13 protein-coding genes are annotated in these 13,049 nt (G+C 51.1%); 6 read left to right on the plus strand and 7 right to left on the minus strand.

What is annotated here, in order from left to right; all coding sequences use genetic code 11:
• The first annotated feature begins 376 nt into the window (after positions 1-376).
• On the plus strand, positions 377-619 hold the full coding sequence (locus ACK5LI_RS05660) for a hypothetical protein (protein WP_416947076.1): 243 nt from the start codon (positions 377-379) through the stop codon (positions 617-619).
• Between the two features lie 109 nt (positions 620-728).
• The gene (locus ACK5LI_RS05665; protein ID WP_416947078.1) at positions 729-1,979 is read left to right on the plus strand and encodes a hypothetical protein; all 1,251 of its coding nucleotides are present in this window, start codon (positions 729-731) and stop codon (positions 1,977-1,979) included.
• Between the two features lie 307 nt (positions 1,980-2,286).
• Here ACK5LI_RS05665 and ACK5LI_RS05670 read toward each other — a convergent pair whose 3' ends face one another.
• From ACK5LI_RS05670 to argF, 5 genes are all read right to left on the minus strand, one after another.
• On the minus strand, positions 2,287-2,943 hold the full coding sequence (locus ACK5LI_RS05670) for a histidine phosphatase family protein (RefSeq protein ID WP_416947080.1): 657 nt from the start codon (positions 2,941-2,943) through the stop codon (positions 2,287-2,289).
• A 57-nt stretch (positions 2,944-3,000) separates the two neighbouring features.
• A complete protein-coding gene (locus ACK5LI_RS05675) occupies positions 3,001-3,819 on the minus strand; it encodes a 3-deoxy-manno-octulosonate cytidylyltransferase (RefSeq protein WP_416947082.1) in 819 nt (272 codons plus the stop codon).
• Between the two features lie 631 nt (positions 3,820-4,450).
• Positions 4,451-5,833, minus strand: a complete 1,383-nt coding sequence (gene argH, locus ACK5LI_RS05680) for an argininosuccinate lyase (RefSeq protein WP_416947084.1) — start codon at positions 5,831-5,833, stop codon at positions 4,451-4,453.
• 1 nt (position 5,834) lies between these two features.
• Entirely contained in the window at positions 5,835-7,043 is a 1,209-nt protein-coding gene (locus tag ACK5LI_RS05685; RefSeq protein WP_416947086.1) for an argininosuccinate synthase, read from the minus strand.
• Positions 7,044-7,181: 138 nt separating this feature from the next.
• A complete protein-coding gene (gene argF, locus ACK5LI_RS05690) occupies positions 7,182-8,084 on the minus strand; it encodes an ornithine carbamoyltransferase (RefSeq protein ID WP_416947088.1) in 903 nt (300 codons plus the stop codon).
• Positions 8,085-8,269: 185 nt separating this feature from the next.
• On the opposite strand from argF, the gene ACK5LI_RS05695 reads away from it, so the two are divergent.
• The 3 genes from ACK5LI_RS05695 (at position 8,270) to ACK5LI_RS05705 (ending at position 11,001) form a co-directional block, all read left to right on the plus strand.
• A complete protein-coding gene (locus tag ACK5LI_RS05695) occupies positions 8,270-8,647 on the plus strand; it encodes a response regulator (RefSeq protein WP_416947090.1) in 378 nt (125 codons plus the stop codon).
• A gap of 170 nt (positions 8,648-8,817) precedes the next feature.
• Positions 8,818-9,783: a glycosyltransferase family 2 protein gene (locus ACK5LI_RS05700; protein ID WP_416947092.1), complete on the plus strand. Its 966-nt coding sequence runs from the start codon at positions 8,818-8,820 to the stop codon at positions 9,781-9,783.
• Between the two features lie 423 nt (positions 9,784-10,206).
• Positions 10,207-11,001, plus strand: coding sequence for a UPF0280 family protein (locus ACK5LI_RS05705; RefSeq protein ID WP_416947094.1), 795 nt, complete (start codon positions 10,207-10,209; stop codon positions 10,999-11,001).
• An 83-nt stretch (positions 11,002-11,084) separates the two neighbouring features.
• Here ACK5LI_RS05705 and ACK5LI_RS05710 read toward each other — a convergent pair whose 3' ends face one another.
• Together ACK5LI_RS05710 and ACK5LI_RS05715 are read right to left on the minus strand one after the other, a co-directional pair.
• Entirely contained in the window at positions 11,085-11,744 is a 660-nt protein-coding gene (locus tag ACK5LI_RS05710) for a hypothetical protein (protein ID WP_416947096.1), read from the minus strand.
• 25 nt (positions 11,745-11,769) lie between these two features.
• On the minus strand, positions 11,770-12,060 hold the full coding sequence (locus tag ACK5LI_RS05715; protein ID WP_416947098.1) for a MerR family transcriptional regulator: 291 nt from the start codon (positions 12,058-12,060) through the stop codon (positions 11,770-11,772).
• Positions 12,061-12,365: 305 nt separating this feature from the next.
• Between ACK5LI_RS05715 and ACK5LI_RS05720 the strand changes: the two genes are divergently transcribed.
• Entirely contained in the window at positions 12,366-12,989 is a 624-nt protein-coding gene (locus ACK5LI_RS05720) for a TetR family transcriptional regulator (RefSeq protein WP_416947100.1), read from the plus strand.
• Positions 12,990-13,049 lie beyond the last annotated feature (60 nt).

Genomic DNA, 13,049 nt, shown 5'->3' on the forward strand with positions numbered 1-13,049 from the left:
AATCCCCCGCATCGCAGACAGGAAAAGCAACCGTCTCAGCTGCTCTTTTGCGCCACCTGATTCACATCTATATCAAGATAGCTTTATATGTCAATATCGAACTATTGTAATATTCACTTTAGGGCATCACACACTAGACATTCGCCTTACATAAGCGTAGCTGAAACTTCGCATGATGCCCTCAGGCCATGCGCCGGCTAACGAGTGTTGCCACGCTTACGAGGGACCGACCAGCCTTTGGGACATCGACAGTACATGCTGTACGCATCGGATGCACGCCTGAACACGCTGGCGGGTAGGCGCAAGCAACACCTGCACGTTTTGACGTGCGTCTGCCATACGGCATAATACAGCACTGATACACGGAGATTATTATATGTTTTGGTGGCAATGGTCTGTTCTTGTTGTCGCTGCTGTTCTGGCAGCCATCGGTTTTTTGTGCCCCCCGCGTGGCACCGTAGGGCAGGTACTGCGTATCATTCTGGCTTGGTTTTTACCCTACGCGCTTATTACTGTCGCATTCTGTACAGGCTACATCCAGTCCATGTGGATGGCCGTTCCGTATCTTGCTGCAGCCTATTTTCTGTACATCAGCTTTGTTCGCAAACACTTCGGCTAACCTGACCACTGCACAGCCTGCTTTTTGCTTTCCAACAGCATAAATCAGTGGCCCCATTGCCTCTGATTTTTGTTTGCCCTATGGTGCAAGGCATTATAGGGATATGAAAATGAAGCTGCCATGCTGTGTTACTGCCTTTCTGGCTCTCTTGCCGCGCAATTTCCCGCGCTTTGTCCGCTATGCTTTCAGCATACGGTTTTGTGCATGGATCTGTGCGGTTTTTTTATGCCTCGGCAGTAACTTAGTTCAGGCGGCAGAGGTAGCACCCGCACCTGAAGTAAACAACGCCACGCAACCCGCAGAAAGAGAAGTGGCCCCTACTCTGCAATGGCAGCCCGTTGAACAAGGCTTACATCTGGCAGAAGCAAAAATTCCATCAGGCACCGGTAGCGGCAGCGTGGCTTTGCTGCGTATTGACCCCACTCGGTATGCGCTGGGACTATACTCTGTTACGGAGTATGGTTGCCCGGCGCTCACTCCTTCTGAATGGGCCAGACAACACGGACTGACGGCTGTCATCAATGCCAGCATGTTCCTGCCGGACGGCAAGACCAGCACCGGCTACATGCGCAACGGAACCATTGCCAACAATCGCCGCATAAACAAGCGTTTTGGCTCATTCCTTGTTTATGGTCCGCTTGATATACCAAAGCCGCAAAAGCCTTCCAAGCGCGCTGCCCCGACATTGTCCGAAGCCGATCAGCTGGAATCAGTCACCCCGAAGTATCACATTCAGTCTGACTCTTCCGAACAGACGCAAAGTGCACCAGCCAGTTTGGTACAACTGCCAGATCCCTTTGCCCTCCTCACACCGGAAGCAGTAGCAAAACGGCTTGAAAGCCAGCCTCAAGCCGAAAACGCCTCCGTCCGTGCCCCGCAGGTATCGGATATTCCGACAGCGCAGTTACCGACAGCCGACCTGCTGGACAAATACGGCGACAAATGGGAATCGCTGCTGCCCCGTTACCGTACTGTCGTTCAGAATTTCAGAATGATAAGCCACGACAGGAAACCGTTGTGGCCGGAAGAGGGCGATACGTTCAGCATTGCGGCCATAGGTGAAGACTCTGCCGGACATATCATCTTCATACATTGCCGGCCGCAGACGACTGTTCGCGGACTTTCAGAGTTTTTGCTGGCAATCTACCCCGACCTGCGGGCGACCATGTATGTAGAGGGCGGCGCTCAGGCAACCATGCACCTGAACACCTCCGGCACCACTCGTAGCTGGCTGGGACGCGCCGGAAGCAGTTTCTGGTACTCCGCAACAGGCCAGTGGCCCCTGCCCAATGTTATCGGGATAAAAAAGCTGAATACAATATCTGGAATGAATCAAGGCGAGGCAACGGACGCTAACTAAGCCTACCCTTGCATTGTATGGCCGCGGCCTTAATAACAGATGTTGCCAGCACTCCCGTTCAGGGCAGCCATATCCCCCACCCCCCGCTCACTACTTTACCCGTTGCAGCAGCCTTGCGTATTCTTTAACGTTGCCATGCCTTATCCTGCCGTCATTGCCCGACCATATCGAGCATGAAGCATGCTCCGGCCACACAGCACCATAGAGTTGTTAACAAATGAAAAAAGACCTGCCGCAAAGCAACAAGCCTTTTCCTTCAAGCTATTAGCAACAAACACCTTTTGAACATTTGAAAATCACATGGATGTTACAGCGCCAGTTTAACCGGCACAGTATTCCATTCCACACACCGCCAGTATTCCTCGGAAGCGTGCTTTTCAAATATACAAAGACCGCCTGTAGCAACTTTTATATCGTTATGTTTCGTAAAAAGAGCAAAATCACCCGTCAGGTACGGAGCAAAACGGATGATTCCGTTTGAGCTGACTATGAGCGCGGTGTAGTCGTCTTTATCACGAGCAGCGACAGATGATCCGATATTTTTCCACGTCCTGATAAGCTGTTCCGGGTCAACAACCCATCCGTCAGGTACGGTCCCGTTTTTGTTCCATGCTTCGATTATCAGCTTACCTGCTTCTGCATCGCCGCAGCCAAGGCGCAGCAGAACTTCATCCTCCGGCTTATTCTCATCCGGTCCGTAATCAATCTCGACAAAGTCGTCCATCACTTCCACAGGAACGTTACGCCCCAACTGCTCCAGTATGAATTCCTTTGTCTGCAGAGTACGCTTTAGCGGTGCTACATAAATCACATCGGGAATCAATTTTTTCTGAACCAAATACTTCCCGACAGCTTTGCTTCTCTCCCCTTCAACAAGCGGCAAATCGGTTCTTCCGCCGACTCTTGTCGGGGTTTCGCCTTTTCTGAAGGTATTTCCATGACGGACAATAATAATTCGCTTCATGATGTCATGTAAAAAGTAACAAGTTAGATGCAAAAATTATGTTCTGGTACCAGAACATTACAACGGAAATTCACCATATTTTTCTATCATCGCTTCCGCACGTAAAATATCTTCGGGCGAGTCCACTCCGGACATGGAGCCATAGCCTCTGTAGTCAACCTGAACCATCTTCACGGGCACGTTGTTATGCAGAAACCGCATCTGCTCCAGACCTTCAAATTCTTCGTACGGAGAAACAGGCAACGTAAAATATTCCTTCAGCGCAGAGTATGTATACGCATACAGGCCGATATGCCGCTTCGCCGGAGACTGCGCCATCTTACTTCGCAAGGATTTTTCTTTCCGGATGGCCGGAATAATATTTTTGCTGAATGCAAGGGCGTAGCTCTCTTTATCTACAACGACAGTCGTTCCTGAAAAAGGTGTGACTTTTTTGGCCTCGCGCAGTCTGTCCAGCTCATCCCAACTCAGTTGGATATACGGGGTCAGCACCTGTGCGTGAGGGTCGCGCTCCCAGGCGGTAATCAACTCTTCAATAAACCACGGGGGACAAAGCGGATTATCACCTTGCAGGTTTACAATCAGTTCCGGTGTAAAATCCAAAGCTCCAAGAGCATCCCAGCTTCTTTCCGTTCCGGACTGACAAGTTTCCGCTGTCATCGCCACGGGAACATTGTTTGTCCCGCAAAAATCCACGATTCTGGAGTCATCAGTTGCAACAATATATGTGCAGTCTGTTCTGTTATCACAAACAGACTTTGCAATCATGGCAACGCGCGAAAGCATTTCCTTTCCTGCTATCAACTTAAGAGGCTTGCCGGGCAGACGGGTTGAGCCAAAACGCGCCGGAATAACAATTGCTATTTTATTTGCCATAGTAACTTGCTCTTTTCATACTTGAAATATTCAGTGCCGGTCCCGTGCAGTTCACAAACGGGGCTACGCCAGCACATAATCTGAAAAATCCAACCTTCACGAATCCGGACAACAGACCATAAGCAGAAACAGACCCGCAAGGGTTACAGCACTCACAGTTCGCCACAAGGCATCCAAAGTAGCCAGCAGCGTTACGCAACGGAAAGAGTTAGCCCTTTATTTGCCGCGTTACGTCATGCCCCGAGTCAGGCGTCAGAAAATAGCCCCAACCCGCTCATTTATCAAACGCAACAATTCGCTTACTACTTTTTCCTTCCGGTTCCTTGAAGCAGTGCGGCGTTACCCACTAAATTCTCAAAAAATAACCAGACCTGCTCATTTTGTTCTCCGACAATCCGGCCACAGGCACAGAGTTATCCAGTATGGCCGATAGTATCTTTGCCAGCAGCACAACGCAGGTGGTCAACGCAATGTAAGACAATAAGCGAAGGCAACCACCGGAAGTTTTTGAAAGCCAGCAACATTGTTTGCGACAAAAAAGCTCATTTGCAACACAGCTTACCGCATACAAAAAGCCGTCCGGCAAACCGGACGGCTTCAATATTTTTAACAAAAGGCAAACAGCAAGTTGTTACCTTGCAAGCCATTCCTGCAGCACTGCAAGCTGCGTTGCCACAGACTGCGGACCGGTGCCGCCATGCGTACAACGTCGGTCAACGGCGGCTTTGTAATCAAGCACGGCAAACACGTCATCGCCGATAAGCTCTGATACTGAATGGAACTCTTCAAGAGTAAGGTCCTCAAGGCCCTTGTTCTTGTCTTCCGCCAGTGCAACAGCGTTGCCGGTGATGTGGTGTGCATCACGGAAAGGCACGCCCTTGCCCACCAGATAGTCGGCAAGTTCGGTCGCATTCAAAAAGCCGGACCTCAGAGCCTTTTCCATTCGGGCGGTATTAAACTTCAGCGCACGTACCATACCGGCCATAATCTCAAGCGAAGCGGAAACCGTGCGGTCAGTATCAATAAAGGGTTCTTTATCTTCCTGAAGGTCACGGTTGTAAGTCATGGGCAGTCCTTTAAGAGTGGTCAGCAGCGACATCAGGCCGCCGTATACTCTGCCGGTTTTACCGCGCATGATTTCTGCAACATCGGGATTCTTTTTCTGCGGCATGATGCTGGAGCCGGTGGCATACGCATCAGGCAGGAAAATGTACCCGAAGTTGGGATTCGCCCAGATGATGATTTCTTCACACAGGCGTGACATATGCGCCATGATCAGCGAACCGCAGAACTGTGCTTCCAGTGCAAAGTCTCTGTCGGAAACGGCATCCATGGAGTTATTAAACACGCCGTACATATCCAGCTCTTCTGCAACTGAGTGCGGATCAAGCGGATAGGTAGTGCCTGCCAGCGCAGCAGCGCCAAGGGGACACACACGGGCACGTTTGTCGCAATCTGCCAGACGGTCAAAGTCGCGGCGCAGCATCCACGCATAGGCCAGCAGGTGCTGGGCAAGGCTTACAGGTTGAGCGGCCTGCAAATGCGTACAACCGGGCAGCAGCGTTTCCTTATGTTCTTGCGCCTGAGCGGTCAGCGCTGCAATAACGCCGCCGATAAGCTGCTGCCACTGGCGGATTCTGTCAGAAACAAACAGCCTGAAGTCCAGCGCGACCTGATCGTTACGGCTGCGGCCGGTGTGCAGACGCCGACCGGCATCTCCTACCAGTTGCGTCAGCCTGCTTTCGATATTCATGTGAACGTCTTCCATTTCGGTACGCCACACAAACTCTCCGGATTCAATCTCCGCGCGGATCTGTTCCAGACCTTCTGCAATGCGTTCTGCATCTTCAGCGGAAATTACGCCCTGACGCGCCAGCATACGGGCATGAGCCTTGGAACCGGCAATATCCTGCGCGTACAGCGCACGGTCATACGAGACGGACTCGGTGTATTCCTCCACCAATCCGGCGGTACGTTCGCGAAAACGCCCGCCCCACAGCTTGCCCGCAGTCATGCTAGCCTCTCTCTTTTTTGCTGTAGCCAAGAATACGCAGGCTGTTCAGACGGATAAATCCGGCAGCATCAGCCTGATTGTATACTTCGTCCTCTTCAAAAGTCGCCAGATCGGCACGGTACAGCGAGAAGGGAGACTTACGGCCAACAGGAACCACGTTGCCCTTGTACAGCTTTACACGCACGGTGCCGGTAACAGTTTCCTGAGTCTTATCAATAAGAGCCTGCAGGGCCTCACGCTCCGGCGCAAACCAGAAACCGTTGTACACGGCAGCGGCATAGCGGGGAATCAAACTGTCGCGCAGGTGCATTTCTTCACGGTCAAGGCAGATACCTTCAAGATCGCGGTGCGCAGCATGCAGAATGGTTCCGCCGGGGGTTTCGTACACGCCGCGGGACTTCATGCCCACAAAGCGGTTTTCAACCATATCAAGACGGCCGACACCATGCTTTCCGCCCACGGTGTTCAGGGTCTTCATGATGATGGCGGGAGACATCTTTTCACCATTAATGGCAACGGGGTTGCCTTTTTCAAAGTCGATGGTGATGTATTCCGCTTCATCGGGAGCCTGCTCAACCGGAACAGCCATGATGTAGCTGCCGGGGCCGGGTTCGTTCCACGGATCTTCCAGCTCGCCGCCTTCAAAACTGCAATGCAGCATGTTTCTGTCCATGCTATAGAGTTTGCGGTTTCCGGCAGAGATAACAGGAATGCCGTTTTCTTCAGCAAAATTCAAAAGGTCGGTACGAGAGCGGAAGTCCCACTCACGCCACGGTGCAATGGTCTTCAGCGAAGGATCAAGCGCAGCGGTTGCCAGCTCGAAACGCACCTGATCGTTACCTTTGCCGGTGGCACCATGAGCAACAGCCTGTGCTCCTTCAGCATGTGCGATTTCCACCAGACGCTTGGTGATAAGCGGACGGGCAATAGAGGTGCCCAGCAGGTAGCGACCTTCGTACACGGCACTGGCGCGCATCATGGGAAAAATGAAGTCACGGGCAAACTCTTCGCGCAGGTCTTCAACAAACGCCTTGGTAGCGCCGGTACGCAGCGCTTTTTCATCCACGCCGTCGAGGTCTTCTTCCTGCCCGAGGTCTGCAGTCAGCGTGACCACTTCGCAATCGTACGTTTTGGCAATCCATTTCAGAATAACCGATGTATCCAGCCCGCCGGAGTAGGCAAGCACAACCTTTTTGATTTCCTTACCCATGATATACCTTACCTGAGTCTGATTTTTGTTCTTGAGAAAACGTCTGCCGTTTTCACGGAAAACGGGGCGCGGTGGCGCCCCGTAATAATCTGATTGTCATTGGCACGGCCGCCAGCAGGCGCGCCGGACACAAAAAAACTACTGCGCCATCACCCACTCGATAAGAGCTTTCTGCATGTGCAGACGGTTTTCCGCCTGATCCCATACAATGGATGCGGGGCTTTCAAATACTTCTTCGCTCACTTCCTCACCCCTGTGTGCGGGCAGGCAGTGCATAAATTTGGCGTCAGGAGCTGCCAGTGCCATAAGCTTATCGTTTACGCAATAGCCCTCAAAAGCCGCCTCGCGTTTTTTCTGTTCTTCTTCCTGTCCCATAGAGGCCCAGACGTCAGTGTTTACATAATGAGCGCCCTCCACCGCCATTTCCGGATCATGTGTCAGGAAGATTTTGGCACCAGCCTGCATAGCCAGAGCCAGCAGGTTTTTATCAGGCTCGTAGCCTTCGGGGAAGGCCATAAACAGCTCGAACTTAAAGAAGATGGCAGCTTCAATCCACGAGTTTGCCATGTTGTTACCGTCGCCTATCCATGCAACGCGAACGTTTTCAATGTCAGGGGTACGCTCGTAAATGGTCAGCATATCGCTCATTACCTGACAGGGATGACCTTCGTCGGTAAGGGCATTGATAACAGGAATACTACCGTATTCCACCAGTTCTTCGATTTTTTCCTGCCCGAAAGTACGCACAATCATAAGATCATTGTACCGCGAAAGCACCCGTGCAGTATCACGAAGCGGTTCTGAACGCCCCAGCTGACTTTCAGCCGGAGTCATGAAAATTGTTTTACCGCCCAGCTGGTATACTGCGGTTTCAAAGGAAACACGCGTACGGGTGGAAGCTTTTTCAAACAGCATGATGGCGCTTTTACCTTCCAGCAGACTGCTTCGGTAGTCAGCGTCTTTCATCTCTTTAGCGCGGCGCAGAACGTCCCATGCCGATTGATATCCAAGATCCCGAATTTGCGTAAAGTGCTTCGTCATGGCCGTTCCTTTGTGGTTGTGTGCTGCTACGAACTGATATGAGCCCTCATCCAAAAGAAACTTTTAGGACCAAAACCAAGAGTTTGTAAAGTGAAGTCCTTTGCAACTTTTTCTGCCTCAGGCACTTGCACATGAGACTTTTCTGTGTGAAGTAATTTTTGTCGCAAAATTCGGAGGTTTGACGCATGGCGACCATTATTATCGCCGATGACGATCCGGTAACCCGGACAACGTTGTCCATTATGCTTGAGGATGAGGGACACGAGGTATTTGAAGCTGGAGACAGCGCCGAAACCTTGAACCTTTTGGAAGACACTGAGGTACATCTGGTTTTCATGGATATGGTGCTGCCGGACTGCGAACCCGGAGAAGGCATCACAGTTGTGAAAAACACCGCACCCGACGCCACCATCATTGCCATGACAGGGCAGCCGGAATCCGGCTCGCTGTCTGTGCTGGCAAAGAATGCGGGTTGTAAAGAGTGCCTCATCAAACCCTTTGAAAAAAACAGAGTGCTTGCCCTGACACGCAAACTGCTTGCAGCCCGCGGCCATAGGGTATAGTCCGCTCCTCTCCATTTTTCTTTATCTGTGCGGCCTTTCTGCCAGCGGAAAGGCCGTTATAGATTTCTTTGCGCTTTTTTCTGCTTCGGTTGCAAAAGAGGCGAGAGTACCACAATAAAAAGCCCACTGCCTTGACCTGCACCATGAACTGTGCTCAAAGTCCTCCAATCATGTTTACCCAATCAACCACTTCGCACAGGGAAAACGCTTCCCGACGCGATGTCAGTATACTTATTCCCGCTTACAAGCCCGACTGGTTCACAGATTGCGTGGAAAGCGCGCTTGCTCAGACATGGCCTGTAAAAGAAGTCATCATTTCAGACGATTGCCCCACAAACGCCATCGCTGATGCTGTCAGACCGTATCTGGCAGACAGCCGTGTGCGCTACGTCCGTAATGAATCACCGCTTGGCCCCTGCGGTAATTACCTGCGGCTGGCACAGCTGTGCTCTACACGCTGGCTTAAATTTCTTGATGATGATGACGTACTTCTGCCGGACGGACTGGAAAAGCTGATGGCGCACACCTTCGGGAAAACAGCAGTGGTCACAGGTGCTTGCACCTTAGTGCACGAAGACGGCAGCCGTAGTGTCATGACCCCAGAAACGCCGGAAACGGTTAATGGCCGCAGACACTTCGTACAATCCAGCCGCCGCCCGCCCGAAGGGCTTTTTTCACGCATGTTGTTCCGTGACGATGTAGTGGCTTCCGTTCTGGAAACACCACTGCCGCCCGCCATGATCAGTCTGGACGAAATGCTGGGGTTCATCGCCGCATTTTATGGTGACGCGGCATACGAACATACCCCTGTGTGCGAATATCGTCTTTCCGAATCCGGCTATTCACGCATTAACGCACCGCAAGTTCTGCTGGACGATATGGTGTGTGTAACCGTGCCCTTCAGCATGGCTGCCGAGCGCAAATTTCTGCTTCCCAAAGAGCTTGAAGAATGGCGGATTAACACTCTTGGGCAATACACCCGCAGATGCATAGATAAATACATCCAGCTACGCGATTTTACCGGAATGCGTGAGTTTCTGCGTCTGATGCGTGAAGAGTTCGGTACGCTGGACACCATGCGCTGTGCCGCCACTCTGGAAATGGGACGAGCATTTTTAAAACGCTTGTTCAGGTAAGCCATAACACTGCCGCAATCCGGCAGGTTATCTAAAATTATTCTGGTAGCGGGCGTCCGGTTTTCAGCTCAAGCTTTTTACCCCATGCCGCATTTTCACTGGCACAAAAAGGCTACCGCTTTTCAGGGCACTGCCGTTCCAGACAGTTGGTCCTCATCTAGACAATGCACGTTATAAACAGCGCACTGACATTATGCACGTCAGCGGTTACATCACCGCTGACGCACCTGACCCAATCCTGAGCTGACAATCTTTGCTGAAGCAATTGGTTACATAGCACAGCACGGCCGCTGCGCGGCAAACTAGCCAGTAGCGGCAGGAACGCAGTGCTCCATCTCGCAGCATCTCCTTCAAAAAAAGCTCTCATTGCTTCCAGAGCCTAAGCCACTTGCAGGGGGCAGCTACGCATCGTATACAAGGCCCATGTCCGCAACATCCGCTACCCATCGCATACACACAAGTCCCCTTCGTCACTACCGCAAGCAGCACTCCACGAGCAAAGGGAATGTTTCTTTTCAGGTAGTGCTGGAAGAAACGGATCTCTGGATTACTGCTCCAAAACTGATGCAGGAAGAAGCAGCAAAGCTAGTGCGCACTCTGCGGGGTCAGATAGTTTCATGGATTGCTATCTGCCCTTCTTTTGCCCACAGCCTGACACCTGTTGAAGTACCGGAACATGCCCCCGAAGTGGTAAGACGTATGGCAGCCGGAGCGGCGCTTCTTGAAGTCGGCCCCATGGCTGCTGTAGCCGGAACCGTCGCGCAGATGGTTGCAGAAGGGCTGTTACGGCTTCTGCAGAAGCGTGCAGAAAAAAACTGCAGTAAGCAGTTTGATATTCTTGTTGAAAACGGCGGAGACATTTTTATGTTTTCACCACACCCGCGCACTGTAGGACTTCTTCCCGACCCTGAATCCGACTCTGTCATCGGTCTGGTTATTCCGGCAGAGGCTATGCCGCTTTCAGTATGTTCCTCATCTGCAACCATCGGCCATTCGCTAAGTCTGGGAACGGGAGATCTGGTCAGCGTCGTTGCAAGCGATGCCAGCATAGCAGATGCCGCCGCAACGGCCTTTTGCAATATGCTGAAAAATGCAGATGATGTTACACGCGTGACAGACCGTGCAGCGCAGCTGCAGGCTCATGGTATTCGTGCCGTTTTTGCTCAGTGCGCCGGTAAAATCGGCGTATGGGGTGATATCGAACTGACGGCAATATGACACAAACGGTGCGGTGCACCCATGCCATGAGAGCACCGCACCGTTTGTGTGGCAGACAGTCTGCCGCAAAATTTGTCAGCGTATCAGCTTTCCAGCCCGTCTTTGATGCTCTTAAAAAGAGCCAGAAGAAAGTTTTCCGGCACAACGTCGCCGTCGATGCGCAACCTGCACAACTGTGTAACAGTATTGCCGCTGGGTGTAGTTGTGCGGGCAACACGCAGTTCGTGTTCGTGTTTCTGGCTTCCATCTGCGTCCTGAGAATTAATCACCAGCATCCACTGTTCCTTATCCCGGCGCCATTCCATGCTACGCACTTTCTGCGAACCGGCGTTTCGCTCTATCAGGCTTATAAGCATGGCAAGCGTAAAGGGCTTTCCCCTGCCCACAACACCTATGTATTCTTCGCCGCGATGGATAACCAGAGGTCTGCCTAAAAACGACGCAGGAGGTTTGATGCCTGCGCCGCGCGAACCGTCAGCCTTTCTTTCCTGCCTTGCAGAACCAGCCTGTTCGGTACGGGTGCCAAACCCTGCATTTTCTCTGTACGTTGTTTTTTCTGTACGCAGAAACTCAATCTGCTTTTCAAGTTCGGCAATTTTCTGCCTGTGCTGCTGCGCCTGCTGTTCACGCTCGTTACGCAACAAGGCCACCTCGCGCCGCAACGACTGAATTTCTTCACGAAAACCTGCCTGCGCTTCAAGAACGCCGGACATTTTTTCCAGAACACCGGATAATTCCTGCACAAAGCTGCCTGCTTCCGCCTCTGCCTTAAAGAAAAAAACCGGAAGCCCCCGTCTGCACTCCGGGCCCGTATGCACCGGCTATCACATCTTTTTCAGAAAGGTGAGATTCAATTTCTTCCGCAGACAGGTTGCGTTCAAACATTTCCCTGATCTCCTTGAAAAGCGTGACAGCCTCCGGCGGGTATTTCAGCCGCCTTCCTTTCCCTCCGGCAGTGGGAATAAATCGGACAAACCGATCCTTGTAGTACACAATACTAGAAGGCGGAACATCAAGACGGCGCCCGATTTCGCGCAAACTAAGCAGCTCTCTTGCCATGACTACTCATATGTTGTTCATTAACAAATCAGATTGATTAATATCAAATAAAACAGACTTGTCAAGAAAGCCATTTAAATTAATGAATCATAGAACAACTAACCAACATAAAGCATAAAAATCAAAAATACTTAAAAATCAAATAAATAAGCATTGTTCACTTCTTGCTTATTCTCTATCATTGATTCTAACAGCCAAGTATTGCACAACACTTTTGTACAAAAAAATCAAACACCGCTACTTACTGGAAAAGCGGAACATTCCCTGTTAATAGTATCCGGAACGAATCTAACAAAGGGATGTAAATGGCTCGAAAAACCAAAGAAGAAGCGGAAAAAACCAGACAACTGCTTCTGGATTGCGCCCTTACTGTATTTTTACGAAAAGGGTATTCTGCCACTACTCTTAACGATATTGCAGAAGAAGCGAACCTTACCCGAGGTGCCGTGTACTGGCACTTCAAAAACAAAGTTGATATTTTTTCAGCTGTTCTGGATCAGGCCTTCGCGCCCATGTCCCGCCTTGTGCGACATATTCTGGAACGAGGCGGCAACGCATGCTTTGTGTTACAGGAAGTATTGCAGCACTGGATGCTTAAGCTGGCTGTAGACGAAACGATGCAAAAGGCGCTGGATCTGGTGCTGACAAAAACTGAGCAAAATGACGAACTTGCCGAACACCATGCGCAGATGATCCAGCAGGATGTTGAGTTTATCAACAATCTTACTGCAGTCTTTAGCAAAGGCATCGACTCCGGAGAATTACGGGCCGACATTGATCCTAAGGTAGGTGCGGCAACATTTATGACGCTCTGCATGGGACTTGCCCGCCTGAGCATCAATCACCCTGACGCGATTGACATGGCAAAGCACTGCACGATGGTTTCAAACATATTCTTCTGCGGCGTAAAAAGCCAAGGATGCAAGTAAATTAAGCAGGCAGACTGCAAAGCAAAGCGGCGACAGGCTAACACAGCTTGTCGCCGCTTT

Origin of the sequence: Oleidesulfovibrio sp. (assembly GCF_047973035.1) — a bacterium.
In the GTDB taxonomy this organism is placed as follows: domain Bacteria; phylum Desulfobacterota; class Desulfovibrionia; order Desulfovibrionales; family Desulfovibrionaceae; genus Oleidesulfovibrio.